The organism is Chryseobacterium lathyri (genome assembly GCF_003290185.1).
Lineage (GTDB): Bacteria > Bacteroidota > Bacteroidia > Flavobacteriales > Weeksellaceae > Chryseobacterium > Chryseobacterium lathyri.
Map to the genome: position 1 here is coordinate 46,649 of NZ_QNFY01000007.1, position 25,277 is coordinate 71,925.

General features: G+C 38.3%; 22 protein-coding genes, 3 tRNA genes and 1 riboswitch. Of the genes, 13 read left to right on the forward strand and 12 right to left on the reverse strand.

Annotation, left to right across the window (positions count from 1 at the left end; genetic code table 11):
* Positions 1 to 24: 24 nt before the first annotated feature.
* From DRF61_RS11110 to DRF61_RS11140, 7 genes are all read left to right on the forward strand, one after another.
* A complete protein-coding gene (locus tag DRF61_RS11110) occupies positions 25 to 852 on the forward strand; it encodes an MbnP family protein (protein WP_111956992.1) in 828 nt (275 codons plus the stop codon).
* On the forward strand, positions 845 to 1,891 hold the full coding sequence (locus DRF61_RS11115) for a cytochrome-c peroxidase (RefSeq protein ID WP_111956994.1): 1,047 nt from the start codon (positions 845 to 847) through the stop codon (positions 1,889 to 1,891). The genes DRF61_RS11110 and DRF61_RS11115 overlap by 8 nt, the downstream gene beginning before the upstream one ends.
* A gap of 11 nt (positions 1,892 to 1,902) precedes the next feature.
* On the forward strand, positions 1,903 to 2,844 hold the full coding sequence (locus DRF61_RS11120) for a transporter (RefSeq protein ID WP_111956996.1): 942 nt from the start codon (positions 1,903 to 1,905) through the stop codon (positions 2,842 to 2,844).
* Positions 2,845 to 3,036: 192 nt separating this feature from the next.
* A riboswitch (cobalamin riboswitch) is annotated at positions 3,037 to 3,223 on the forward strand.
* A gap of 109 nt (positions 3,224 to 3,332) precedes the next feature.
* On the forward strand, positions 3,333 to 5,363 hold the full coding sequence (locus DRF61_RS11125; protein ID WP_111956998.1) for a TonB-dependent receptor plug domain-containing protein: 2,031 nt from the start codon (positions 3,333 to 3,335) through the stop codon (positions 5,361 to 5,363).
* The gene (locus tag DRF61_RS11130) at positions 5,360 to 6,493 is read left to right on the forward strand and encodes a YncE family protein (RefSeq protein WP_111957000.1); all 1,134 of its coding nucleotides are present in this window, start codon (positions 5,360 to 5,362) and stop codon (positions 6,491 to 6,493) included. Before DRF61_RS11125 ends, DRF61_RS11130 begins: the two co-directional genes overlap by 4 nt.
* A 14-nt stretch (positions 6,494 to 6,507) precedes the next feature.
* On the forward strand, positions 6,508 to 7,716 hold the full coding sequence (locus tag DRF61_RS11135) for a cell surface protein (RefSeq protein ID WP_111957002.1): 1,209 nt from the start codon (positions 6,508 to 6,510) through the stop codon (positions 7,714 to 7,716).
* Positions 7,717 to 7,744: 28 nt separating this feature from the next.
* Positions 7,745 to 10,039, forward strand: a complete 2,295-nt coding sequence (locus DRF61_RS11140) for a DUF5074 domain-containing protein (protein ID WP_111957004.1) — start codon at positions 7,745 to 7,747, stop codon at positions 10,037 to 10,039.
* Positions 10,040 to 10,166: 127 nt separating this feature from the next.
* Here the strand turns inward: DRF61_RS11140 and DRF61_RS11145 are convergent, their stop codons facing one another.
* The 9 genes from DRF61_RS11145 to DRF61_RS11185 all read right to left on the reverse strand — a co-directional run bounded on the left by DRF61_RS11145 (position 10,167) and on the right by DRF61_RS11185 (position 15,492).
* Positions 10,167 to 10,940, reverse strand: coding sequence for a T9SS type A sorting domain-containing protein (locus DRF61_RS11145; RefSeq protein WP_111957006.1), 774 nt, complete (start codon positions 10,938 to 10,940; stop codon positions 10,167 to 10,169).
* Positions 10,941 to 11,097: 157 nt separating this feature from the next.
* A complete protein-coding gene (locus tag DRF61_RS11150) occupies positions 11,098 to 12,303 on the reverse strand; it encodes an MFS transporter (RefSeq protein WP_111957008.1) in 1,206 nt (401 codons plus the stop codon).
* Positions 12,304 to 12,356: 53 nt separating this feature from the next.
* A complete protein-coding gene (locus DRF61_RS11155; protein ID WP_111957010.1) occupies positions 12,357 to 13,013 on the reverse strand; it encodes a FadR/GntR family transcriptional regulator in 657 nt (218 codons plus the stop codon).
* Between the two features lie 154 nt (positions 13,014 to 13,167).
* Positions 13,168 to 13,239 (reverse strand) — tRNA-Glu (locus DRF61_RS11160).
* 94 nt (positions 13,240 to 13,333) lie between these two features.
* Positions 13,334 to 13,405: transfer RNA gene (locus DRF61_RS11165), tRNA-Glu, on the reverse strand.
* 10 nt (positions 13,406 to 13,415) lie between these two features.
* Positions 13,416 to 13,670 (reverse strand): 30S ribosomal protein S20, encoded by a 255-nt coding sequence (rpsT, locus tag DRF61_RS11170; RefSeq protein WP_040993501.1) that lies wholly within the window; start codon positions 13,668 to 13,670, stop codon positions 13,416 to 13,418.
* A gap of 67 nt (positions 13,671 to 13,737) precedes the next feature.
* The gene (locus DRF61_RS11175) at positions 13,738 to 14,058 is read right to left on the reverse strand and encodes a hypothetical protein (RefSeq protein WP_111957012.1); all 321 of its coding nucleotides are present in this window, start codon (positions 14,056 to 14,058) and stop codon (positions 13,738 to 13,740) included.
* Between the two features lie 11 nt (positions 14,059 to 14,069).
* Positions 14,070 to 14,144 (reverse strand) — tRNA-Glu (locus tag DRF61_RS11180).
* A gap of 58 nt (positions 14,145 to 14,202) precedes the next feature.
* The gene (locus DRF61_RS11185) at positions 14,203 to 15,492 is read right to left on the reverse strand and encodes an N-acetylmuramoyl-L-alanine amidase family protein (RefSeq protein WP_111957014.1); all 1,290 of its coding nucleotides are present in this window, start codon (positions 15,490 to 15,492) and stop codon (positions 14,203 to 14,205) included.
* A gap of 51 nt (positions 15,493 to 15,543) precedes the next feature.
* Between DRF61_RS11185 and DRF61_RS11190 the strand changes: the two genes are divergently transcribed.
* From DRF61_RS11190 to DRF61_RS11200, 3 genes are all read left to right on the forward strand, one after another.
* On the forward strand, positions 15,544 to 18,129 hold the full coding sequence (locus DRF61_RS11190; RefSeq protein ID WP_111957016.1) for a putative LPS assembly protein LptD: 2,586 nt from the start codon (positions 15,544 to 15,546) through the stop codon (positions 18,127 to 18,129).
* 143 nt (positions 18,130 to 18,272) lie between these two features.
* Positions 18,273 to 18,653 carry a RidA family protein gene (locus DRF61_RS11195; RefSeq protein WP_111957018.1) on the forward strand — a complete coding sequence of 127 codons (381 nt, stop codon included), beginning with the start codon at positions 18,273 to 18,275 and terminating at the stop codon, positions 18,651 to 18,653.
* On the forward strand, positions 18,653 to 19,108 hold the full coding sequence (locus tag DRF61_RS11200; protein ID WP_111957020.1) for a hypothetical protein: 456 nt from the start codon (positions 18,653 to 18,655) through the stop codon (positions 19,106 to 19,108). Before DRF61_RS11195 ends, DRF61_RS11200 begins: the two co-directional genes overlap by 1 nt.
* Before the next feature lie 61 nt (positions 19,109 to 19,169).
* Here DRF61_RS11200 and DRF61_RS11205 read toward each other — a convergent pair whose 3' ends face one another.
* Positions 19,170 to 20,696, reverse strand: a complete 1,527-nt coding sequence (locus DRF61_RS11205) for a trypsin-like peptidase domain-containing protein (RefSeq protein WP_111957022.1) — start codon at positions 20,694 to 20,696, stop codon at positions 19,170 to 19,172.
* Positions 20,697 to 21,066: 370 nt separating this feature from the next.
* Here DRF61_RS11205 and trhO point away from each other — a divergent pair, with 370 nt between their 5' ends.
* A complete protein-coding gene (gene trhO, locus DRF61_RS11210; RefSeq protein WP_111957024.1) occupies positions 21,067 to 22,419 on the forward strand; it encodes an oxygen-dependent tRNA uridine(34) hydroxylase TrhO in 1,353 nt (450 codons plus the stop codon).
* Between the two features lie 21 nt (positions 22,420 to 22,440).
* Entirely contained in the window at positions 22,441 to 23,016 is a 576-nt protein-coding gene (locus DRF61_RS11215) for a 5-formyltetrahydrofolate cyclo-ligase (RefSeq protein ID WP_111957026.1), read from the forward strand.
* Here the strand turns inward: DRF61_RS11215 and DRF61_RS11220 are convergent.
* Both DRF61_RS11220 and DRF61_RS11225 read right to left on the reverse strand, forming a co-directional pair.
* On the reverse strand, positions 22,965 to 23,546 hold the full coding sequence (locus tag DRF61_RS11220; RefSeq protein WP_111957028.1) for a hypothetical protein: 582 nt from the start codon (positions 23,544 to 23,546) through the stop codon (positions 22,965 to 22,967). The two genes, DRF61_RS11215 and DRF61_RS11220, sit on opposite strands and share 52 nt — an antisense overlap.
* On the reverse strand, positions 23,530 to 24,690 hold the full coding sequence (locus DRF61_RS11225) for a hypothetical protein (protein WP_111957030.1): 1,161 nt from the start codon (positions 24,688 to 24,690) through the stop codon (positions 23,530 to 23,532). The genes DRF61_RS11220 and DRF61_RS11225 overlap by 17 nt, the downstream gene beginning before the upstream one ends.
* A 181-nt stretch (positions 24,691 to 24,871) precedes the next feature.
* Here DRF61_RS11225 and DRF61_RS11230 point away from each other — a divergent pair, with 181 nt between their 5' ends.
* Complete coding sequence (locus DRF61_RS11230; protein WP_111957032.1) at positions 24,872 to 25,213, forward strand: hypothetical protein; 342 nt, start codon at positions 24,872 to 24,874, stop codon at positions 25,211 to 25,213.
* The last annotated feature ends 64 nt before the right edge of the window (positions 25,214 to 25,277 follow it).

The following is a 25,277-nucleotide window of genomic DNA, read 5'->3' on the forward strand; positions in this document are numbered from 1 at the left end:
AAAAATTCAACTTAAAAAATCAAAATGAAAATTTATAAATTTTTATCATTACTCTTTATTGCCTTTAATTTATTCACTTTATCATCATGCCGAAACAGCGATGATGACGATCCACAGGATACTTCAACCGGAAACCTTCAGATCAAATTTGAAAACGGATTCAATAACCTGGGGAATATCGTACTTAACCAAACTGTACAGACTTCAGCTGCCGGGCAGAAGCATAACTTTTCAGCCCTGAAATATGTCATCAGCAATATCACACTGATTGACGAAGGCGGAAATGAATTCAAATACAATGAAAACAATCCCGACAAAGGCGCTTTCATCATAGATCAGGCAGATGCCGTTGCAGGAGTTGTCTATCTCGATCTGAACGGAATTCCGAAAAACAATTACAAGAAAGTAAGATTCGGACTTGGGATCAGTCAGAAGGCTTATCTGTTGGGGCAAAACGGGCAGGCAGAATTCTGGACGAAAGCCAAGCAGAAAGGGATGTCATGGTCATGGGCAGCCGGTTACGTCTTTGTAAAACTGGAAGGTAAATACGGAACTGCCTCCGCAGATACGGAATTCATGAATCACACCGGAAACATGGGAAATGTAACGGCTAATAATACGCCGGATCTTTACCGGGAAATTACGTTGAATCTTCCGACAACCGCCAGAGTAACGGCTCAGGTAAGACCTTCCATTCACATCCTTGCAGATTTAAATCAGTTTCTGAGTGGAAGTAAAACACTTTCCCTAAATACAGAAAACAATGTGATGATGGGTTCAAGCCAGCATTTGGTGGATGTTACCAATAACCTTACCTCGATGTTTAAAGTAGATCATGTTCATAATGATTAGGATTTTATTAAAAACAATGCTGCTGGTCATTACTTTTCTGAGCTGTTGGTCCTGTTCAGATGAGGTAATGCAGCCGCTGGAAAAAGATGAGGCCTATTCATTGCAGTTTCCGTCGTACTTTCCGGAAATGACGTTCGATGCATCCGGTAATCCGGTGACGAAAAACGGAGTAGAGCTGGGCAGAAATTTATTTTATGAGGGCAGGCTTTCCAGAAATAATACCATATCATGTGGTTTCTGTCATATTCAGGAAAATGCTTTCACACACCATGGCCATACCGTGAGCCATGGAGTGGACGACAGAATTGGAATCCGTAATGCACCACCCATTCAAAACATGGCATTCCTGAAAAGATACATGTGGGACGGCGTAATCCATAATCTGAACGAACAGCCGATCATTCCGATCACGGATGCCAATGAAATGGACAGCTCCATGCCTGAGGTGATTTCTAAATTAAAGGATGATCAGAAATATAAAAAACTCTTCATGGCAGCTTATGGTGACGAAAATATAACCGGTGAAAGAGTCTTGAAAGCTCTGTCGCAGTTTATGGTCAGCATGATTTCCGCAGATTCAAAATATGATAGGGTTAAACAGGGAAAAGAAAATTTTACCTCTGAAGAATCCCAGGGAATGGCTCTATTCAGTCAGAAGTGTGCTTCCTGCCACAGCGGAGAACTATTTACCGACGAGAGTTTCAGGAATACGGGAATGTATTACAATGCCCAGTTCAAAGATGCGGGCCGCCATCGTGTAACCCTTGATCAGAATGACTGGATGAAATTCCGTGTACCGAGTCTTAGAAATGTAGAATATACCGCACCTTATATGCATGACGGAAGGTTTTACACGCTGGCCGCAGTTCTTAATTTCTATTCAGATAATGTGGAAGACAATCCCAATCTGGATCCGCAGCTGAAACAGAACGGACATATCGGAATTGCGATGAATGCGCAGGAAAAGCAGTTTGTCATTGCCTTTTTGAAAACCTTATCTGATCAAAACTTTATTTCTAATCCAAAATTTGCAGAATAAACAGAATGAGCATGAAAAAAATAATTTTTATACTGAGCCTGACATTATCTTGGGCCTGTCAGGCTAAAACCATCAACGACAGTCTGTATATCGCAGATCCTATAAACAGGATTGTATTTGATGACTGTGATGCTTGTGGCTGTGCGGCAGGAAACGGTTCTTCCGGTTTTGAGTCTTTACTGAATCCTCAGTTTATCGGGATCAAATATTTTGCCCAGCATTATAAAGCCAAAGAAAACCTTTTTGTAAAAGATCTTACACAGGATCAGTATTTCAATACCCTGCAGGTTTGGGGAAAAATTCCATTGACAGAAAAGCTGAGTGTATACGCCAGCCTGCCCTTTCATTTTCATGAGAAGAGAACAATGCAGGGCGATATCAACATTAATGGAATCGGAGATCTGAACCTGATGGGAATTTACCGGATCCTCAGTTCCAAAAATCATTTCCATCAGCTCAACGGTGGTTTGGGGGTGAAAATTCCTTTGGGAAAATTTGATGAAAAAGGAGCTTCAGGAGTCAATCCAAGTTTTCAACTGGGAACGGGAAGCTGGGATTATCAGGCTGCTTTGAACTATAAGTTTCAAAAGAATAAGCTGGCTGTGTTGATCAACACAGATTACACTGTAAAAACCGAAAACAAAAAGAATTACCGTTTTGGAAACCAGTGGAATTATGCCGCAACAGCTTTTTATCAGCTTGCAGGAAATGAAAAAACTATTTTCTCTGCCAAAGCCGGACTTCAGGGCGAAGTCTATGATCAAAACAAACAGTTTGATGAGGTATTGCCTAATACAGCAGGAAGCGCTTTATATGGAAAGCTTGGTTTTGAGGCTTCGTATAAAAAGTTCAGCCTGGGTGGAGAAGTCATGCTGCCTGCTTATTCCAATCTGGCAAGCGGGGACATTGAAGCAAAATCCAGGTTCAGTGTTTTTATCAATTTTGGAATTTAATATAATGGCCAAAGCCACCAGGTACAGATTGTTCAATCTTTAGTCTCGTAAAAATTTCAAACTTTAATCTAAAAAACAGGTGGCTGAGATTCCCGAGCCACCTGTTTTTAATACATCTTCTTAATATTTTCTTTTTTTCATAGTGTTGAGAATTAATTTATTATGCTGTTATTGCATATATTAAGTTATTTTCTATCTTTGCCGCAATCTGGTGCGCTGTAAAAAGCACTTAAAAGGGAACCTGGTGAAAATCCGGGACAGACCCGCTGCTGTAAGCTCCACATCAAAGTTTTTGAAGAATATATCCACTGTTTTTTTTAATGGGAAGGATTTCAAAAACGGAGTAAGTCAGAAGACCTGCCAGAAGATAAACGTTTGATGCTTTCGTGGAATAAAGCTTAGGACAACAAGGATTCTGTGCAGTGACAGCTGTGCTTTATCTTTGCTATCTTATATCCATTAGCGTCAGCATTATTCTCAATGAGCTAATGGTCAGAAAATATACTGCTTCACAGTTTAAAAAAGGCGTTATCACATTATTTGTGGCAGCATCTCAACTTCTATTCTCACAATCTGGAGACACTATCAGGGAGAAAACGATTCTTCCGATCCAGATTTACAAAAAAGATTTTAAAGAAATTCTTCCTGCACAGGTCCTTTCCGGGGAACAGCTTGAAAGGCTGAACAGTCAGTCGGTGGCTGATGCCTTACGGTATTTTTCAGGAGTTCAGATCAAAGACTATGGTGGAATGGGTGGTCTGAAAACAGTGAATATCCGGAGTATGGGAAGCCAGCATGTGGGTGTTTTCTATGACGGTATCCAGCTGGGGAATATTCAGAACGGGATCGTGGATCTTGGAAAGTTTTCACTGGATGATCTTGAAGCGATTTCTTTGTATAACGGTCAGAAAAGTGAAATTTTTCAGCCGGCAAAGGATTTCGGATCTTCCGGATCTATTTATCTTCAGCCTAAAATACCAGTTTTTAAAAGGAATCAGAAGACCAACTTAACGGTGAAGCTGAAATTAGGCTCCATCAGTTTATTTAATCCTTCCTTCCGTGTGGAGCAGAAGATTTCGGATAAAGTTTCGGCAAGTTTCAGCTCGGAGTTTGTACAGAGTGACGGATTGTATAAGTTTAAATATGAAAAGAAAAATTCTGACGGATCTGTTGCCAATGATACCATTGCCAGAAGATACGATTCTTACATCCGTGCAAAACGTTTTGAAACTGCTTTAAACGGAACCATTAATGATGGAAGCTGGAGCGTACGCGGCTACGGCTATATTTCCGATCGTGGAGTTCCCACAGCCATTGTTAATAATAATTTCACGCCTAAAGGTCAGCAGATGCTGGATGAAAACTATTTTGTTCAGGCCAGTTTCCGCAAAAAACTGTTTCCAAAATTCGAAACACAGTTCAAAGCGAAATTTGCTTATGACTACACCCGGTTTTTAGATACGGTGAATGTGGCAACAACCGTTCTTCCGATAGATAATTCGTATGTTCAGAGAGAGCTTTATTTTTCCAATTCCAATCTCTATTCTATTAATCAAAACTGGGATGTAAGTGCGAGCTTTGACTTTCAATATAATAATCTGAATACCAGTCTGAGAGATTTTTCATATCCTACACGATATACTTCGCTCGTTTCTTTTGCCACGACCTATCAATGGAACCGTTTTAAGTTTTTGGGAAGTATTCTTGGAACTTTTGTTCATGAAAACGTAAAAATGAATGCGAAGTCTCCTGATAAAACCGAATGGGCCCCTTCCGCTTTCCTGAGCTATCAGCCTTTAAAATCCAAAGAGCTTACCGTAAGGGCCTTCTACAAAAGAGTCTTCAGGATGCCTACTTTCAATGATCTGTATTACACCATGATCGGAAATGTCATGCTGAAACCTGAATACACGAATCAGTACGATGCAGGTTTTACCTACGAGAAGCTCTTTGACCATCAATTTTTTAAAGGTATTTATGTGAAAGTGGATGGCTATTATAATGAAGTTGAGAACAAGATTATCGCTGTTCCTACCACCAATCTTTTCAGATGGATGATGGTGAATTTAGGTGAAGTGAAAATCATCGGGGCAGACGTGAATGTGCAGGCTGAATTTGACATTAATAAAGTGAAACTGAAACCTTTGGTAAGCTATACCTATCAGCGTGCCGGGGACTATACTGATAAAAGTGACGACTATTACGGTGACCAGATCTCCTATGTGCCATGGCATGCATTGACTTTTACCCTAATGGCAGACTATAAAAACTGGAGTTTCAATTACAGTTTTATGTACACCGGAGAACGCTATGATGCCCAGCTGAATAATATCAAAGCCAATTATCGCCAGCCATGGTACACGCATGATTTATCCGTTCAGAAAAAATTCAACTGGCATTCTCACCAGATTAAAGCCGGTTTTGAGGTCAACAATGTCCTTAATCAATACTATGACGTGGTCAGGAATTATCCGATGCCCGGAAGAAATTTTAAACTTATTGTAAGCTTTACATTATGAAAAAACTAAACTTTTGCCTGCTGGCTTTTACTCTTTTCTTTCTGTTCTCATGTAGGACGGATGACAATATAGTTCCTTCGGAAACGAAAGAGGTAAGCAACGGAGAAGATACACCTATTAAAGGGTTTTATCTTCTGAACGAGGGAAATATGGGGAGCAACAAATGTACGCTCGATTATTTCGATTATGCGACAGGAACGTACCGTAAGAATATTTATGGAGAAACCAATCCTTCCGTGGTTAAAGAGCTTGGTGATGTGGGAAATCATATCATGATCTACGGAAGTAAAATGTATGTGGTGGTGAATGTTTCCAATAAAATTGAAGTGCTGGAAGCAAAAACGGCCAAACGAATCAAAACCATACAGCTGCAGAACTGCCGTTATCTGGCTTTTAAAGGCAATAAAGTCTATGCCAGCAGTTACGCAGGTCCCGTTGAATTGAATCCAAATTCTCCTCCGGGAAAAGTAGTGGAAATTGATACGACATCCCTGAACATCGAAAGACAGGTAGTAGTCGGGTATCAGCCTGAAGAGATAGAAGTGATGGGAGATCAGCTTTTTGTAGCCAATTCCGGAGGGTACAGATTTCCGAATTATGATAAAACCGTTTCTGTCATCAACCTCAATACATTCACGGAAACAAAAAAAATTGATGTAGCCATTAATCTTCACCGTATTAAAAAGGACAACTACGGAGATCTGTACGTGAGTTCCAGAGGGGATTATTACAATATTCCATCCAGTCTTTTCCTTGTGGATGCGGCTACAGGAACCGTGAAAAAAGATTTTCATGTCGCTGTCAGCGGAATGACGATCGTGAATGACAAGCTGTACTATTACGGAAATGAATTTAATTACAATACCCATACATACGTCAAAACCTTTGGAATCATCGATGTCAAGACAGAGCAGGTGATTTCCAACAAAATTATTGACCAGCAATATGTGGACGAGATCAAAGCACCTTACGGAATTGCTGTAAATCCCTATACAGAAGATATTTATCTAACGGATGCGAAAAACTACGTGACCACCGGCTATGTATACTGTTTTGATAAGACCGGAAAATTCAAGTGGAAAACAGAAGGCGGGAATATCCCTGCTCACTTTGCTTTTTTATATAAATAATCAGATCAGAAAAAATGGAAAGAAAAACAAAACATATTTTAAAAACGATACTGCTCTCTTCAGTCCTGCTGGGAGCTGCAGCCTGTAAAAGCGACAGCGAAGAAGTGGTAGAGGAAGTAACTTTTCCTGCTGAAGTACTTAAAGAATCTTATACGATCGACAGGCTTAAACTTTTGATGATAGACCCTAAAATTGAAGGTAAACTGACCTGGAGCATTAACGATTCTGTGATTTCCGATCATCTGCAACTGGATTTTGTCAGTTCCACTGTACAAAATTATCCTTTGACCCTGAAAGTAGAGGTAAAAGGAGCAGCGAAGATCTATAAGTCCACGATCATTGTGAATAAAGAGCTGACCCCTTACAGTAAATATATATCAAATGTTTTTGATTTCCGTCCGGCCACGGGCCAGTTCATCAATGAGATCCCTGAATATGTAAACGGAAACACAGAGGCTGATATGATCAAAAGGGCCAAAGAATCCTTAGTAGGCGAAAATGCTACCATGATTACGCTGGGAGGTTTCGGCGGTTATGTTGCTTTTGGCTTCGATCATACCATTCCTAATCTTGAAGGAAGAGATTTTAAAATTCTGGGAAATGCTTTTTGGGGAAACAATGCCAATGCCACCCGGTCAGGATCATGTGAGCCCGGAATTATCATGGTGGGCTACGACAAGAATAAAAACGGCAAACCGGATGAAGATGAATGGTATGAAATTGCGGGCAGCGAATATTTTAAAAATTCAACGACAAAAAACTACACTATAACTTACTTCAAGCCCAATGAGAACAAGCCCCCCGTTCCCGGAAGTGAGTTTTGGCAGACTGATGTGGAGTACATCAAATGGCAGGATAATTTTGGGAATTCAGGATTTAAAACTAAAAATACCTTCCATGCACAAAGCTATTATCCTTTGTGGCTTTCCGGTGCTTCTTACAGCCTTACGGGAACCAGATTGAAGGATAATTTTTACGACCAGAGCGGGACGGGGGCTTATTGGGTAGGAACATCTTACGATTACGGCTATGCAGACAATGCGCCGAACAATGATGAGGCTTCCAACATCGACATTTCCTGGGCTGTAGATAAAAGCGGGAATTATGTAAAGCTTCCCGGCATCGATTTTATCAAGGTATATACTGGAATCAATCAGGAAGCAGGATGGCTTGGGGAAGTTTCTACAGAAGTGGCAGGAGCTTACGATCTGCATCTTAAATAAAATAAATTTTAATATATAATTCGAAAAAATGAAAAAGTTTTACCTTTTGACCATGCTGTTCTTTTTTGCGTTCTTTACGAATGCACAGGTGGCAGTACAAGGAGTGCCCAGAAATGATATTCAGGGTATCGGCGGCAACCAGCTGAATACAACAGTAACCACCAATATCAACTTCTCCGATATTCAGTATTGGGTAGGGAGTGGTACTAATGAAGCGGCTTTTGTGGTTCAGTGGAACGACAGCAAGAATCCTGATGCCTTGGTATGGGGCTTCCGATGGAACGGAAATGCTACCGGAGAAGATATGCTGAAGGCAATTGCAAAGGCAGATCACAGATTTTTTACATTGTTTTATCCGGGAACCCAGTTCGGAACAGCCATCGGAGGAATGGGGTTTGACCTAAACGGTCAGAATACCAACGCACTTTATAAAAACGGGAATATAACCTATCCTCTTTACCCTGTAAATGGCATTGTAAATACAGGTGCATATGATTTCGATGATTTTACGGCTGCTGATGCCGGGGATCATTGGGGATCAGGATGGTACAACAGCTACTGGTCTTATTGGGTAAAAGATCCTACGGATGCTGATTTTGGATATTCAGGAGTAGGGGCTTCTTCCCGTGTGCTTCAGAACGGTTCATGGGATGTATGGAATTTTAGCCCAGGGTTGGCTTCTTTTCCTATTTCTTCAACGCTGACACCCGTATCTGTTTATGCTGCTTCTGCTTCTTCTGTTTCTACCAATTTTACTGACGGTTACTTTATGGTCAATGAAGAATGGTTCGGGCATACCAACGGTTCTGTAAATTTCATCGGCAATAATGGGCAGGTTAATTACCGTGTGTACAGCAATGCCAATAACAATCAGGCCTTTGGTGCTACAACGCAATACGGAACAATCTACGGAGATAAATTCTATTTTATTTCGAAGCAGGCTGCAGATGGCGGAGATACTCAGTATACCCCGGGAGGAAGACTGGTAGTAGCGAATGCACAAACGATGCAGAAAATTGCAGGATTTAATAATATTGGCGGTGGCGACGGAAGATCCTTTGTAGGAGTTAATGAAAACAAAGGATACATCGGAGCTTCGAATGGTATTTTTGTATTCGATATCGCGAATATGCAGGTTGGAAGCCTGATAACCGGAACAGGCGGAGGCGGTCAGTATGCCGGCCAGATCGGAAATATGATCCGTTCTTCAAAATATGTATTTGCCGTGAAGCAATCTGCAGGAATTTTAGTCATTGACCCGGCGACAGATACGCTGGTGAGTACGATTCCGGGAGCTTTTCATTCTATTGTTCAGGCTAAAGACGGAAGTATCTGGGCGATCCAGGATCAGAAAGTAGTGAATATTCATCCTACGACTTTTGCAACCACTTCTTATAATATTCCTACGACCAAATATTTAGGTTCATGGGGAGCGTGGAATGCAGGAAGCTTTTCAGCGAGCAGCAAACAGAATGTTTTATACTGGATCAACTCAGTTAACAGTTTTGTTTCAGGTACACAGATTGTAAAATTTGATGTAACGACAAAAGCATTTAACGAAAGCTTTGCAACCATTCCGGGACAGACAGGTACTTACAAACAGATTCCTTACGGAGCAGGACTCCGTGTGAACCCAACTACTGATGAGCTGATTCTGAATACTACTGAAAGCGGTTTTGGAGCACACTATCAGAAAAACTGGATCCATACTATTGGCGTTAACGGAACCATTACCAATACAAAAACACTTAATGATTACTATTGGTTCCCTGCTATGGCAGTATTCCCAGATAATACGCTTCCTACGGTGAGCAGTACATTTCCATCTCAGGTTAATGTGAATAATGCTTCTGTAATAGACCTGAAAACAATAGTTTCTGACGAAGACAATCTTTCATCTGCTATTGTAAAATCAATTAAGTCAAACTCAAATCCGGCTGCAGTTTCTGCAGTGATCAATGCGAATGACGAACTGGTTCTAACTCCGGTTGCCTCAGGAACGGCTGATATTAAGATCAGTTTTAATTCAAATGGAAGGGTAGTAGAGAAACTGCTTACTGTCAACAGTACAACTTCTACTTTGGCCACGGCAGAAGTGAAGAAAATTGAATTCAGTATTTACCCGAATCCGGTGACAGATATTTTAACTCTTAAAACTCAGGAAAAGATCCTGAATGTTACCATTTACGATGCCTCTGGTAAAATAATAAATGCACCGCTGAACAATGGCCAGATCAATGTAAGTATGCTTCCGAACGGAGTATATATTCTAAAAGCTGTAACTGATAAAGCAGCATATCAGCAGAAGTTGATCAAGAAATAACCATCACAGTCTATATATTTCAATGAACCGGCGGCCCATTTGGGCCGCCGGTTTTTTTACTTTAAAGCAGGTAGTAAAAGATTTCGGCAGGCTGAAAGCCTGCCGAATCTTTAATATGTATTATTATTTAATTATTGATTCTGATCTTACGGGAATAAGTTTTTTTATCTTTCGTTTCTATCGTCAGTATATAAATTCCTTCAGGCTGTGGAGAAGACAGTTCAAAAGTTTTGGAAGTAAGGGTAGAGCGGTGTACCTCTTTGCCGGAAGTATTTCTCAGGGTAACTTCAGACCCTTCCAATGGAACAGTACCACTCAGAGTAATCTGTCCGGCCCTGCTGTAAGCCATAATGGTGGCAAGAGGATCCTGATAAGCATAATACACCCTGAATCCGCCACCCAGACTTAGTACACCACCACTCAGCCTTATTTTAACTGCGTTATAGGAGCTGACGGGAACAAATTCAATAGTTGCTCTGGAAGGATTGTCGGAAAGCTTCAGTAAGTTTCCGGTTATCATTTGACTGTCATTGTTAGCTGTGGTTCCGCTCATCGTCTCTATGTATATGCCGCTTAGGAGCTGAACAGTGAGAGGAATGTCATTGGTACCGATACCAATGACTAATTTAGTATTGATTCTCACTTCAGGGAATCTCAGGGTCTGTTCAACACCACCTAATAAAACGGTGCCCATAACCATAGTAGAATAGTTGTCTTCGTTATCGCCCACGGCATTCAATGGATTTTGAACGGCACATCCCAGGCATACTCCATAGACATTGGAGAGTTGATCATGGGCATAGATTCTGTTTTGCGCCTGTGTATTGCCTGATTGGAATAAAAAAGCTAAAAATAACGCGGCCTGAAAAAGACGGCCCTTTGAAAGTAAAATGGATTTCATGCTATAGAGATTTTTGGTTAATGCTTTATCCAAATTTAAGCATAAAAGTGAAGGTGGGCAATATTATTTCTATTTAATGTGAATTATATAATATTAATAATTAAACAGAGACTTATCAGATTTATCTATGAGTTCACCCACCTTATTTCCAAAGGAATTATTTTTTTCTACCTTTAATATTAGGTAAAAAAGCAGTTATTATACCCATAAGAGGTAAGAATGCACAGATTTTAAATACATATTCAATGCTGGTATCATCTGCCAAAGCTCCCAGAACAGCAGAACCGATTCCACCCATCCCAAACATAAAACCAAAAAACAATCCGGCCACCAATCCAATTTTATTGGGCAAAAGGTCTGTAGCATATACCAGAATTGCAGAAAAAGCCGAAGCAATAATTAACCCGATTAAAACCGCAAATACCACAGTCCATACTAAGGGAAGATACGGAAGACAAAGAGTAAAAGGTGCTGCTCCAAGTATAGAGACCCATATGATTTTCTTTCTTCCGTATTTATCACCCAGCCTTCCTCCTAAAATAGTTCCAATAGCAACCGCTGCAAGAAACATGAATAAATATAATTGGGAATCCTTTACAGAAATGTGAAACTTATCAATGAGAAAAAACGTAAAATAATTAGTCATGGATGCCAAATAAATGTACTTAGAAAATACCAGTGCCAGCAGAACGGTAATAGAAAATATAACCTTTTTGCGGGACAGTTCTACAGTTATGATATTACTGGAATGCTGCGTTGTTTTTTTAAGAGATAATCTTTCCGCATACCAGTTCCCAATTCTCCATAGCACTATAATTCCTATAAAAGCAGCGATAGCAAAAAGGCTTACATAGCCCTGCCCCAGAGGAAGCACAACTAAAGCGACCAATAGAGGACCAATAGCACTCCCTGAATTTCCACCTACCTGAAAAATGGACTGGGCAAGTCCTTTTTGTCCGCCGGATGCCAATTGGGCAACTCGGGATGCCTCTGGATGAAAAATGGAAGATCCCATCCCGATTAATGCCACTGAAATCAGAATCATATAATATTGATGGGCTGCTGCTAAAAGTAACAATCCTGCCATTGATAATCCCATTCCTACTGCTAAAGATCTTGGATTCGGCTTTTTATCCGTATAAATTCCAACGAAAGGCTGTAAAATAGATGCAGTAAGCTGAAACACCAATGTAATGATACCAATCTGAGAAAAGGACAGGCTGAATTCCCCTTTTAGAATAGGATATAATGAAGGGATTGTAGACTGTATCAGATCATTTAAAAAATGAGAAAAGCTGATCATAAATAAGATCGGGTAAACAATTTTGCTGGTGTCAATTGCCTTTGTCTGTAGATTTTCCATGAATTGTAATTTTATTCATCATATCATCTGATGAATTTTGTTAAAAATTTATTTTAATACACTCTGTCAACGATCAGTTGTGCAATACGCGCTGCATTTTCAGAATCTTTATTTTCAATAGACTTATAAAGATCCGTATGTATTTTTTGTGAGATTTTAAAAGATTCTGTGTTATTTTTATGACTGGTTTCAAAAGTTCTGAGGATATGCTTACTTGCAATTCTGTAAATTTCTTTCAAAAGAGTATTGCCACAGGCTTCAGCAATAGAGATATGAAAATTAATATCAGCTTGGTAGCATTCCAGCGCCTGGTTTTTCTTCGCAAACTGATCTCTGAGATCCAGATACATTTTAATCGTCTCTAGCTCCTTTTCACTTCGGCTGGTAGCTGCTTTTGCCGCTATCTTTGAATCTAAGAGAGAACGTACCTCATACACTTCGTTGAATTCAGCATTGTTGATCTGATCCTCCAGTGATTCCTGGATGTTCTTCGAAGTAACAAATGTACCCACACCCTGCTGTACACTCAGGACTCCTTTTATTGATAAAATTTTTATTGCTTCACGGATACTGGAGCGGCCTACACCATAGATCTTCATCAATTCCGGTTCAATCGGAAGTTTATCGCCTACCGCATATTCTTCATTGGTAATCCCCTGAATTAATCTGTCTGCGACTTCCTGCGCTAATGTTCTTCTTTGAATTTGCATAAATACATCTTATCATCTGATGATTGCAAAGATAGATAAAAAAATAAAAATTCACACTATTTTAAATGTGAAAATCTCTTAATAATAGATGCAGTGGAATATTTTAAAGGATAAAATAAAAAGAGAGATTCTATTCTTAGAATCTCTCTTTAAGTAGCCCGTAGGGGAATCGAACCCCTCTTACCAGAATGAAAATCTGAGGTCCTAACCGATAGACGAACGGGCCATCTATCTAACACTAAATAATTAGCGGGTTAGATTTTTTGTTTTTATAAGTTTCAACTCTTATTAACCACCCGGTTAGCAGTGATTAAATTTTGTAGCCCGTAGGGGAATCGAACCCCTCTTACCAGAATGAAAATCTGAGGTCCTAACCGATAGACGAACGGGCCTACTATACTTTTACGCTAATTTATTAACGTGCTTTGTTAATTTACTTTTCAAGTTAGCAGCTTTGTTCTTGTGGATAATATTTCTCTTAGCTAATTTATCCAATAAAGCGATAACCTTTGGCAGTTGCTCTGTAGCAGCAGCTTTGTTCTCTTCATTTCTTAAGACTTTAAGAGCAGTTCTAGCAGTCTTGTGATAATATCTGTTACGAACTTTTCTAACTTCGTTTTGTCTGATTCTTTTTAATGCTGATTTATGATTTGCCATATCGTTCAAATGTGAGTGCAAAACTATAAACTTTTTTTTAATCTGCCAAATTATTTTTTAAAATTTTTCAATTTTCTTCGGACAGGTATTTTCTGAGTTTATCTATTGCTTGTTCTATTTTTAAATTCTCTTGTTCTCGTTCTATTTTCTTGATCGTGCTGCTTAGCATGATCATCGCATTGTTCCATTCTCCAGTGGTATTGGTAAAGGAAAGTCCGTCAATTGTTACTTCAAAGGCAACCCTTTCTCCCGTCCTGTAAAGTCTGAAACTTATCTTATCATCCCTGCCTGTAATCCCCTCTTCATTGATTTGTAAATCATAACTTTTTGGGTTAGAGTGGATTTTCTTAAAAAGAAGTTTTGCTTCCTGTATTTTTAAATCCGGCATGATATCAAATTTGGTAGCCTATAGGGGAATCGAACCCCTGTTGCAAGAATGAAAATCTTGAGTCCTAACCACTAGACGAATAGGCCAAATTTTGAGGTTGCAAAAGTAATGATTAACTTTTTAACTTCAAAATTATTTTTTACGTTATTTAAAAACTTTTTGGATAATAGTATTCTTGATTCCCTTGGATTCAAGGTCTTTTTGAAGCTTTACAGCATCTTCTAAAGTATATACTTTACCATACGTGTAATAAAACACTCCATTGTCTTTATTTCTCTCCACATCTTTCAATGTCTGAAGAATAAACGAATTGCCATTCAATTTGTCGCCTGTATAGACCTCTATGGTATAATACCCCGTCAGCAGTTTTTGATTAGGCATAAATCCTACGGCATAAGCATTTCTGAACCCTGCATCCTTAGCTGTTTTAAGGTTGATATCTCTAATCGAAGCCATATTGGTAACTCCATAGTAATATTTGTACTGTCCGTTGTCTTTAATAGGGAGAACATAGTTTAAGCCCTTTAATGCCGGATCTCCGTCGTTGTATTTAACAGGGGAGCTCAGCAGTAAAATCCTGAAATCATTTTTTAAAGGAGATTCAGCAGGCTTTTCAGGTTCAGGTTTTTTGGCAGCGAAAGACGATCCGCCTGTTTTTCTGTCAATTGCTTTTTTATAATCGATGATCGCATTATAGATGCTTTCCGCAATTTCGGTTTGTCCCTTGTCAGAAGCAAGATAATGGCTTTCTTCAGGATGGTTGATGAAACCGGTTTCTATCAGTACAGAAGGCATCGCATTCATACGAAGTACGTGAAGGTTTTTCTGGAAAACACCTCTTGAAAATCTTTTATCCTTATTTACAAAATTACCTTCAACCAGTCCGCCAAGCAGCAAACTTGATTCAAGGTATTTGTTCTGCTGAAGTTTTAGTGCAATAAGAGATTCCGGGGAGCTTGGATTATAAGATCCGAAGGTCTGTCTGTCTTTTTCATCAAGAAAGATCACATCATTCTCTCTTTTTGCCACTTCCAGGTTTTCATCATTCTGGTTGGGCCCCTGTACATAAGTTTCAGTTCCGTAGGCTGTAGGTCTCTGTGAAGAATTACAGTGAATGGATACAAAAAGATCGGCTTTGCTCCTGTTGGCCAGATTGGTTCTGTCCGAAAGAGAAGGATATTCGTCGAATTTACGGGTATATATAACTTTGAAATCTCTGTTTTTTTCCAACATGGCCCCAACTTTGAGAGTAACGGCAAGTGTAACGTCTTTTTCTGCAACCCTTCCGATATCTGCATAAGTCCTGTTCGCTCCGTGGTCACTTCCCCCATGACCAGCGTCCAAAACGATCGTAAATTTCTTTTGTGAAAAAATTAAAATGCTGGAAAGAAGAAGGAGAAATGATAAAATTATTTTAAATTTTTGTTTGTACATCTTACAGTTTTAAAAATTATACTAATTTTGAGCCTTAATTAAAGAATAAAATTGGCCAAAACCGTCCTCAAAAATATATTACAAATTTTAATTATCCTAATTTTTAACAATTTTTTAGCACAGAAAACCCCTGAAAAATTGCCTAAAAATGTGGTTAATGATACTATTCCCAAAAAGGATACCATTATTGTAAAAAAGGAAGCTTTAGATGATGTTCTCCGTACAAAGGCGGATGATCAGCGTAGAGATGTTCCGAAAAAAATGACATTTCTGAATAAAAATGCCCAGGTAAAATACCAGGATATGCAGATAGATGCAGATTATATTTCTATTGACGACAATAAAAATCTGATCTATGCCCGCGGAAAACAGGACTCTTTAGGGAAGATCATAGAACCTGTAATTACCACTCAGGCTGGGAAAAAGTATGAAACCAATGAGTTCAGCTACAATACCAAAACCAAGCAGGCCATTGCTTTTAATGCCAGAACAGAAGAAAGCGAAGGGGTAATCACCGCACAGAAAACCAAAAAATATAATGATTCTGTTTTTGCCATGAGAAACGCAGATTATACAACAGATGAATACTATATCAAGAAAAAAGATACGGCCTCGGATTACTTTATGCGGGCATCCAACATCAAGCTGATCAAGACGAAAAACAAATCGCAGATTGTTACAGGACCTATTCAGATGTATATAGAAAGAGTACCCACTCCTCTTATTCTTCCGTTTGCCATTCTTCCGTTTTCAGAAAAGAGGGCAGCAGGTATCCTGATCCCGAGTTTTGGGGAAAGGGAAGATGTAGGATTTTTTCTTAACGGATTGGGATATTACCAGCCGATAGGAGAGCATTTTGATCTTAAAATACTGGCAGATATCTATACCAAAGGAAGCTGGAACCTAAGGCCGCAGATGAATTATCTGAAGAAATACAGGTATTCCGGGACTTTTACAGCCGATGTGGGAACCATGGTGAGAGGAATTAAAGGTTTGGACGATTATACCAAAAACAGCACATACAGAATCGCATGGACGCATACTCAGGACACAAAGGCAAATCCTTTCCTGACCTTCAGTGCTTCAGTGGATATTGTAAGTACCAAGTTTTATAACAACCCGCTCAATAATAACTATATTTTCAACCAGAACGTTCTGAATACACAGCAGAGTTCAGCGGTAACAGTCACAAAAAGATTCCTAAAGCTGCCTGCAACCATTACCGGGACAGCCTCCTATTCTCAAAACTTTGCCACCGGGCTTGCAGATCTTCGTCTTCCTCAGATGAATGTGGCAATCAATCAGTTTTATCTGTTTAAATCGAAAACAGGAGTGAGACAGGGTCTTCTTGAAAATATTACAGTGAACACAGGCTTTAATCTGACGAACTTTGTAAATACACAGGAAAACGAGCTTTTTACAAAGGCTATGTGGGATAAGATGCAGACAGGACTGAAAAATAATATTGCATTGGGAACCAACACAACGGTGGCCAAATATTTCACGTTCAGCTTAAGTGCCAATATTGATAACGCTTTAACCACTAAGACACTTAAAAAATATTATGATCCTGTAAAGAATGCGGATGTAGACGAAATTCAGAAAAATATTGCCGGATATTCCACCTTCTCTTCATCTGCCAGTCTTCAGACCACTCTTTATGGTATGCTGAAGTTTAAAAAAGGTTCTGCGGTAGAAGCGGTAAGACATATGATGACACCAAGTCTTAGCTTTACATATTCACCGGATTTCTCAAGTCCCGGTTTCGGATATTATAAAAACTATTATAATGCAGAGGGAGCCCTGACCCCTTATTCTATTTTTGAAAAAGGAATTGTGGGAAGCCCGTCAAGCGGAGTGGTAGGAGCCTTAGGTTTTAATATTGGAAACAATATTGAAATGAAAGTAAAATCTAAAACTGATTCTACCGGTGTCAAGAAAATAAAAATCTTTGAATCTCTTAACCTTTCAGGGAACTACAATTTTGCAGCGAAAGATCATCCATGGTCTGTATTCAGCATCAACGGACAGTCTTCTTTCTTCAATAATAAATTAAATGTGAATACCAGTCTCTCACTGGATCCTTATAAAATTGTCTTTGCTCCGGGTGCAACACAGGGAGTGAGAACGGAACAGTTTGGACATTTCAGTGTACAGGGTTTCAACGTACAGTTATCATATCCTTTAAGCAGCGAACTCTTTGGCGAGAAAACAGATTATGCCAAAAAGTATCCGGCAAAAGGAGAAATAAGAAATGAAAATTATTATTTTGACGATGATAATTATGCCCATTTCGACCAGGCATGGACTTTGAATATCAATGCCAACTATGCTTATTCAAAAGGATTGTCGGCACTTGGTACTAAGATTGCTTCTGTAGGTCTGGATGGCAGCATTAAGCTAACCCCTTACTGGAATATCAACGGGAGTACGCACTTTGATCTTGTGACGAAAGATCTTGCTTATACAAGAATCGGGTTTACCAGAGATCAGCGAAGTTTCACGATCAACTTCAACTGGGTTCCTTTCGGACAGTATAAGGTATATGACTTCTTTATCGGTATCAAAGCTAATATCTTAAGTGATGCATTGAAATACAAAGACAGAAGTTTTACGCAGCCTGGCGCACCTTTCTAATATCAGATTGACAATTGTAAATATAAATTTTATATTTGCAACCAAAATAAATCTCATGAAATCACTGTCGCCCAAATTGGTTAACAAACGAATGCAGATGATGGTAATTATATGCTGACCTTTGAAAAAATAAATATCCACATATGAAACAAATAATCAACACAGTTAATGCACCTGCAGCAATCGGGCCTTACTCACAAGCTAATATGGCCAACGGAGTTTTATACATTTCCGGACAGATCCCTGTAGATCCTGCAACTGGTAAACTGGTAGAGGGAATTGAAAAGGAAACGCACCAGGTGATGAAAAACCTTGAGGCTATTCTTACTGAAACGGGAATGACGTTTAAAAACGTAGTGAAAGCTACCATATTCCTTAAAAGTATGGACGATTTTGCAGTAATGAACGATATTTATGCTTCATATCTTGATGCAGACAGCTATCCGGCCCGTGAAACGGTACAGGTTTCCTGCCTGCCTAAGAATGTTGATATTGAAATTTCTATGATCGCACATCAGGATTAATGAATTTTATAAGAAATACAATTGCGGTTCTTGTAGGCCTTGGAATAGCCGGGCTGATTATTACTCTTGGTATAAGGGTTTTTCCGCAATGGATCACTTTCGAAGCTTTTGCTCCCTTTGAGCACTGGCAGAGATTTCTTTACAGCATGAGAGGCGATAATGCATTTTTCGGATTTCTGCTGTTTATTTCAGGGCTGGGAACAACGATAGGAGGAGTGGCTACTGCACTTATTGTAAAGTATGCTAAGGTAGCGTATGCTATTCTTATCGGTTTTATTATGCTGTTCATAGCCATGCTGGATGTTATTGTATTTCCATACCATCCTACATTTTATAAAATCTCTATTTTTCTTACGTTTTTCCCGTTTTCGTGGATTGGAGGAAAGATTGTAGAGATTATTTATGAACGGAATAAGAAAAAGAAGATCGCTGATAAAATGAACAAAACCAAATAAAAAAAACGCTGCAAATCTGCAGCGTTTTTTTGTTGATATGAAAGACTATTGTCTGTATTGATTAAGGCATCTTGAATCCTTTAGTATAGATTCTTCCGTAGTCATCCACGAATTTCACCTGTACATTGCCCTGGTATTTATCCAGGATCTTTTCTACATCTTTCTGTGAATTGACAGGCTTACCGTTGATCTCTATAATGATATAGTTGTCCACGATTCCGATTTTAGCCATCTCGCTTCCTTCGCTTACATTTTTAGCAACGACTCCGCTGTTTAGCCCATATTCTGTTTTAAACTTTTCATTAAGAGGATCAAAATCTGCTCCTATTTTTTCCGTTACGCTTAAATCATCTTTAGTACGGGTGGTTGTTCCTCCTTTCTGGTCTTTAAGGGTCACCGTAGTTGTGTTTGGCTTACCGTTTCTCAGATAAGTTACCTGAACCTTATCACCCGGACGCTTACTTCCGATAGACATGGAAAGGTCGGCGAAGTCCGTAATATCATAAGTGTCTATTTTAGTAATGATATCTCCTTTTTTCAGACCTGCATCTTCAGCACCGCTGTTATCCCCGAATCCGGTTACATAAACTCCTGAACCTGCTTTGATGTTTGTTTTATACTGCTGGTTGTAAGCAGCTACCTGCTGGTCATTAGAAAGGTCTAATGATGAAACTCCTAAGAATCCTCTCTGTACGATTCCGAATTTCTTGATATCTTCAACAATTTTTCTTGCTAAATTAGCCGGAACAGCAAATCCGTAACCCTGGTAATATCCTGTAGTAGATTGGATTGCAGAATTGATCCCGATTAGATCACCATTGACGTTAACAAGGGCCCCTCCTGAGTTACCAGGGTTAATCGCTGCGTCAGTCTGGATAAAGCTTTCAATAGGATTGGTAGCTTTGCCCTGGCCTCCCAGGATACCAATTCCCCTGCCTTTAGCAGAGACAATACCTGCTGTAACAGTAGAGTTCAATCCCAGTGGATTTCCTACTGCAAGTACCCATTGCCCAACCTCAATATTGTCTGAATTGGCAAAATTTAAATAAGGAAGTCCTTTCTCTTCAATCTTAAGTAAAGAAATATCCGTGTTTGGATCAGTTCCCACAAGGGTAGCGATGTAAGACTTTTTGTTGCTTAAGACCACTTCCAGTTTATTGGCTCCCGCAACAACGTGATTGTTGGAGATGATATATCCGTCCGGTGAAATGATTACACCGGATCCCATTCCTGATGGCATATTGTCCGGAGCCTGCTGCTTCTGTCTCTGTTGTCCTCTTCCTCCGAAAGGATCTCCGAAGAAGAAATCAAACAGATCCTGCTCTGAAGCTCTGCTCGTTGATCTGCTCTGGTAATTTTTGATGGTAACAACAGCCGGAACTGTAGTTTTTGAAGCCTTTACAAAATCATCGCCTACAGCTCCGGTATTCATTCCTACAAATGAGGCATTAGGGGCTGCTGCTGTGAAGTAAGACTGGTCACCGTTATTGGAATGCTGACCGAAGTATTGTAGTGTCCCAACGGTAGTAGCTCCTGAGACAATTCCCACTACTGCAAATGGTAATAGTTTTTTTAAAGTACTCTTCATTGTATATCTTTCTTTTTTATTTATTGATTGTTATTTCTTGTTTTCTCGCAAACAAATTTAATGCTAAATAAGTAAGCAATTAACATGCTATGTTTCAATTTTAACTAAAATTTAACTGCTATTATATCATTTTATACATTATGTCATAATTTTAAAAGGTGTATTAACTAAACTTAAAAAATTATTAAAGAAAAAATGTCACATTTTGCAGGCCGGAAGGAAATAAATTATGTTTTTAAGGTACAACAATTAATCCAAAATCATTCATAGCCATTCTCAGACTCTTTATTACTGCTCACATGTACATCCTATTCAAATGAAAAATGATTATATTTGCAAAAATATTTTTCTCACTTAAAACGTTTATAGCATGCAACTGTATAACACCTTAAGCGCAGAAGAAAGAGCTCAACTTATTGATGAAGCTGGTAAGGAACGCCTTACGTTGTCTTTCTATGCGTATGCCAAAATTGAAGATCCCAAAAAATTTCGCGACGAATTATTTATAGCCTGGAATGCCCTTGATGCTCTTGGCCGTATCTATGTTGCCCATGAAGGTATTAATGCTCAGATGAGTGTTCCCGCGGATCAATTTGAGGCTTTTAGCAATACGCTGGAGGCTTATGACTTTATGAAAGGAATCCGTTTAAATGTAGCGGTTGAGCAGGATGATTATTCTTTTTTAAAACTGACCATAAAAGTCAGACATAAAATTGTTGCAGATGGTTTGAACGATGATACTTTTGATGTTACCAATAAAGGAATTCATTTAAAGGCTCAGGAATTTAATAATTTGCTTGAAGATCCGAATACAATTGTTGTTGATTTTAGAAATCACTACGAAAGTGAAGTAGGTCACTTTGAAGGGGCTATTACTCCTGATGTGGAAAATTTCAGAGAAAGTTTACCGATTATCAACGAGCAGTTACAGGATTTTAAAGAAGATAAAAACCTGTTAATGTACTGTACAGGTGGAATTCGTTGTGAAAAAGCCAGCGCTTACTTCAAGCATCAGGGTTTTAAAAATGTTTTCCAATTAGAAGGCGGAATCATTGAATATACCCGACAGATTAAAGAAGAAGGGATAAAAAGTAAATTTATTGGAAAGAACTTTGTATTTGACCACCGGTTAGGGGAAAGGATTACAGATGATATTATTGCGCAGTGCCACCAGTGTGGAAAGCCTTGTGACAATCATACGAACTGTGCTAACGATGCCTGCCATTTATTATTTATTCAATGTGATGAATGTAAAGCTGTGATGGAAAACTGCTGCTCTACAGAATGTTTGGAAATCATACATTTGCCTTTGGAAGAGCAGTTAAAATTAAGAAAGGGATTACAGGTAGGAAATAAAGTTTTCAGAAAAGGAAAATCTGATGCACTGAAATTTAAAAAATCAGGTGACCTTCCTGATAAGCCTTTAGCAAAAGCTGAAACAAAGAATATCCGTCAAAAAATTGCCATCAAGAAAGTATTGGTTGGAAAGGCAGAACATTATTATACAAAATCGAAAATCGGACAGTTTTTAATTGAAAACAAAGAACTTTCAGTAGGTGATAAGGTATTAATTTCAGGCCCGACCACTGGTGAGCAGGAATTGACCATTACTGAACTTTTTGCAAACGGAGGTCCTTGTGAAACGGCAAAAAAAGGAGATCAGATCACTTTTGAACTTCCTTTCAGAGTTCGTTTATCAGATAAAATATATAAAATTCTTTAAGTTGTAAAACGCCTGATAAAGATGTTAAAAGCAGAACTTAGAAAAAAATATATGCAGAAAAGAAAAGCCTTGTCAACTGATGAGGCTTTCTTGTTATCTGAAAAGATTTTTGAAAAATTTGTTGATTTTTTTAAACCAGTTTCAGGTCAGAAAGTCCACATTTTCATTCCGATCGAAAAGTTTAAGGAAATAGATACTCAACTATTCATTAACTATTTTTTAAGCCGGAATATCAGAGTTTTTGTGCCTAAAATTGTAGATGCGAAATTAATATCCGTAGAGATTTTTAAGGATACAAAATTCGGAACGAATCATTGGGGTATTTCCGAGCCTGTTTCTAATGAAGATTCCGGCATTTTAGATTTTAACTGGGTGATTACGCCATTGCTGTATTGCGATAAAAAAGGAAACAGAGTAGGCTACGGAAAAGGATTTTACGATGCTTTTTTTGAAATGATTCCTTCTGAAACAAAAAAAATCGGAGTTAATTACTTTAACCCCGATGAAAATATTGATGATGTCTGGGAAAATGATATTCCGCTGGACTATTTGGTGACACCTACTGATGTACTGTCTTTCTTTAACGGATCTGAGTAAAAATCTAAGAAATAAAATTTGAATTCTTTTTTGATCATTGGGGTAGAAAGCAAAATATATTGAGCATTTTTCTCAAAAGTTCCCAGGGATTTATTTTTTGAATCAAAATATTCCAGATTGAATTTCGCATAATCTAAAGTATCCTTTTTATAGAATTCTTTGTAAACATTCAGATTATTTACTTTCACCGATTTTACTTTAAGGCTGTCCAGTTCATGGAATAGTTTTTTGAATGTAGTAGAATCTGGTTTATGAAAATAGCTTTCCATCTGTGAATAGATCACCGTGTCAATCTCTGTATTCCTATTTCCAGACAGGTATAATGTAGAAAGATCAAGAAGTTCCTGTACTTTCTGCTTGGTGATGGAATTAATCGCCTGCATGCTGTCCATTTGTACGGCAGGATAGCTTTTTACGTTGGTGCTGTTTCTTAATTTATCCAGATCACTTACTTCCGTCTTTTTATTATTACAGGAAATAAATGCTAAAAAAAGTACTGCGAAAATTAAAAACTTATTTATTTTCTTCATCTGTGGATGCGATTTTAAATTTAATAGATATTATTTTTCCTTTACTGTCCTTTTTCATCTCTATAACATTAAGGTTTTTCAGAGAGGTAGTAGGTGTTGTTACCAGCGTAATGTATTTTTGCTTGTCAAGCCTTTCTATACCATACGTTTTATTGTCGTATACCTGATAGATAACCGCACTGTTGCTTATCAGGTTTTCCAGTTGATTTCTTTTCTGTTTGATCAGGGCTACCTGTTCTTCAGGATTACCTCCTTTTACATCTTTTATGGAGAAGTAATAGGCAGCCATCTTGTAATCATCTGGTTTCAGTTCAATCATTTCCTCATCCGGAGCATTTTCCAGATTCCTGTTGACTTCCAGGTATTCATAGAAAGGAGCGCTGATCTGCATTTTGATGTTTTTATCCTTAGTAGAATAATAAAAGCATTCTCCAGGCTTTAATTTATAGAGAAGCGGAGATTCATTTGTTTTGATTATCTTTATTTCAAGAGTATTGATGACAGAAACACCACGGTCTTTATCAATAAAACAGTATTTGTAGGTTTTCGAAAATATTTGATCTTTAAATCCTAAAACTCCGGTAATGGCAATTAAAATTGAAGTAACGATAGCCCAGGCATTTTTTTTAAGCAAATTTTTTCTTGCTGCAGAAGGTTGTATTTCTGTTTGGGTAACTGTTGGTGTGTTTTGTCTAACTGTTTGATTTTCAGTATTTGATTTTTGTAAATCAATATTTTCCTGAGGCTGAATTTCAGTTTTTGGTAATTCAGGAGCCGAAGAAACTGTTTTTTCTAATTCTATGATTTCTTCCTGTTCAAGCTCTTCATTTTCCTGCAGTAATTCTCCTGCAAAAAGATGTTGTTTCTTGAAGTCATACCATGAGTCGTATCCTGCATAAATACTCAATAAATTGAGCATATCGATCCTAGGTAATTTGGTGACCGGAGAAGTTTTGAAATAAGTGTAAAATGATTTTTCACTGATGTTGCCTTTAGCTTTTTTGCGAAGGTCTTCCTGGAAATATATAATATCTATCCCTTTCCATTTTGAAATATCATCATGGGAAGAGTTGGATTCTTTTAAAAATTCAGTCTGAACATCTTTTTTTAGCTGTTCAAAATGTAATAGATCTAAATCTGTCAATTTTATTAAATAATTAAATTGTTGATTATCAGTATTGTTTTTTTGTAAAACTATTTTACAAAGGTATTACAATTATTTTTCATAAACAACTTTTGTATCTGGTCTACCTTTGTCTTGTTCAAATAACAGAACAGAAGAAATTTATAAAAAACAATATTAACAAAATTAAATTTAATTTATTATGAAAAAGTCGTTATTCGTAGCTGCTATCGCTGCAATCTCTCTAGTTGCTTGTAAAAAAACTGAAGCTACTTCTACTGAAGGAGCAACTGATTCTGCTGCTGCTAACGTAGCTGATTCTGCTGCTGTAGTTACTGATTCTGCTGCTAAAGTAATTGATTCAGCTGCTAACGTTGCTGTTGATGCTACTAAAGATGCTGCTGCTGCTACAACTGCTGCTGGTGCTGATGCTGCTAAAGCTACAACTGAAGCTGCTGCTGACGCTGCTAAAGGTGCTGCTGATGCTGCTAAAGGTGCTGCAAAAGATGCTGCTAAAGAAGTTAAAGACGCTGCTAAGAAATAATTCTAGCATAAGCTTAACAATAAAAGAACCGTTTCACCCTGTGAGACGGTTTTTTTATGCTTTA

Excerpts from the sequence above, each read along its gene's own strand:
- DRF61_RS11110 (WP_111956992.1), top strand. The coding sequence starts at position 25 with ATGAAAATTTATAAATTTTTATCATTACTCTTTATTGCCTTTAATTTA.
- DRF61_RS11115 (WP_111956994.1), top strand. The coding sequence starts at position 845 with ATGATTAGGATTTTATTAAAAACAATGCTGCTGGTCATTACTTTTCTG.
- DRF61_RS11120 (WP_111956996.1), top strand. The coding sequence starts at position 1,903 with ATGAAAAAAATAATTTTTATACTGAGCCTGACATTATCTTGGGCCTGT.
- DRF61_RS11125 (WP_111956998.1), top strand. The coding sequence starts at position 3,333 with ATGGTCAGAAAATATACTGCTTCACAGTTTAAAAAAGGCGTTATCACA.
- DRF61_RS11130 (WP_111957000.1), top strand. The coding sequence starts at position 5,360 with ATGAAAAAACTAAACTTTTGCCTGCTGGCTTTTACTCTTTTCTTTCTG.
- DRF61_RS11135 (WP_111957002.1), top strand. The coding sequence starts at position 6,508 with ATGGAAAGAAAAACAAAACATATTTTAAAAACGATACTGCTCTCTTCA.
- DRF61_RS11140 (WP_111957004.1), top strand. The coding sequence starts at position 7,745 with ATGAAAAAGTTTTACCTTTTGACCATGCTGTTCTTTTTTGCGTTCTTT.
- DRF61_RS11145 (WP_111957006.1), bottom strand. The coding sequence starts at position 10,940 with ATGAAATCCATTTTACTTTCAAAGGGCCGTCTTTTTCAGGCCGCGTTA.
- DRF61_RS11150 (WP_111957008.1), bottom strand. The coding sequence starts at position 12,303 with ATGGAAAATCTACAGACAAAGGCAATTGACACCAGCAAAATTGTTTAC.
- DRF61_RS11155 (WP_111957010.1), bottom strand. The coding sequence starts at position 13,013 with ATGCAAATTCAAAGAAGAACATTAGCGCAGGAAGTCGCAGACAGATTA.
- rpsT (WP_040993501.1), bottom strand. The coding sequence starts at position 13,670 with ATGGCAAATCATAAATCAGCATTAAAAAGAATCAGACAAAACGAAGTT.
- DRF61_RS11175 (WP_111957012.1), bottom strand. The coding sequence starts at position 14,058 with ATGCCGGATTTAAAAATACAGGAAGCAAAACTTCTTTTTAAGAAAATC.
- DRF61_RS11185 (WP_111957014.1), bottom strand. The coding sequence starts at position 15,492 with ATGTACAAACAAAAATTTAAAATAATTTTATCATTTCTCCTTCTTCTT.
- DRF61_RS11195 (WP_111957018.1), top strand. The coding sequence starts at position 18,273 with ATGAAACAAATAATCAACACAGTTAATGCACCTGCAGCAATCGGGCCT.
- DRF61_RS11200 (WP_111957020.1), top strand. The coding sequence starts at position 18,653 with ATGAATTTTATAAGAAATACAATTGCGGTTCTTGTAGGCCTTGGAATA.
- DRF61_RS11205 (WP_111957022.1), bottom strand. The coding sequence starts at position 20,696 with ATGAAGAGTACTTTAAAAAAACTATTACCATTTGCAGTAGTGGGAATT.
- trhO (WP_111957024.1), top strand. The coding sequence starts at position 21,067 with ATGCAACTGTATAACACCTTAAGCGCAGAAGAAAGAGCTCAACTTATT.
- DRF61_RS11215 (WP_111957026.1), top strand. The coding sequence starts at position 22,441 with ATGTTAAAAGCAGAACTTAGAAAAAAATATATGCAGAAAAGAAAAGCC.
- DRF61_RS11220 (WP_111957028.1), bottom strand. The coding sequence starts at position 23,546 with ATGAAGAAAATAAATAAGTTTTTAATTTTCGCAGTACTTTTTTTAGCA.
- DRF61_RS11230 (WP_111957032.1), top strand. The coding sequence starts at position 24,872 with ATGAAAAAGTCGTTATTCGTAGCTGCTATCGCTGCAATCTCTCTAGTT.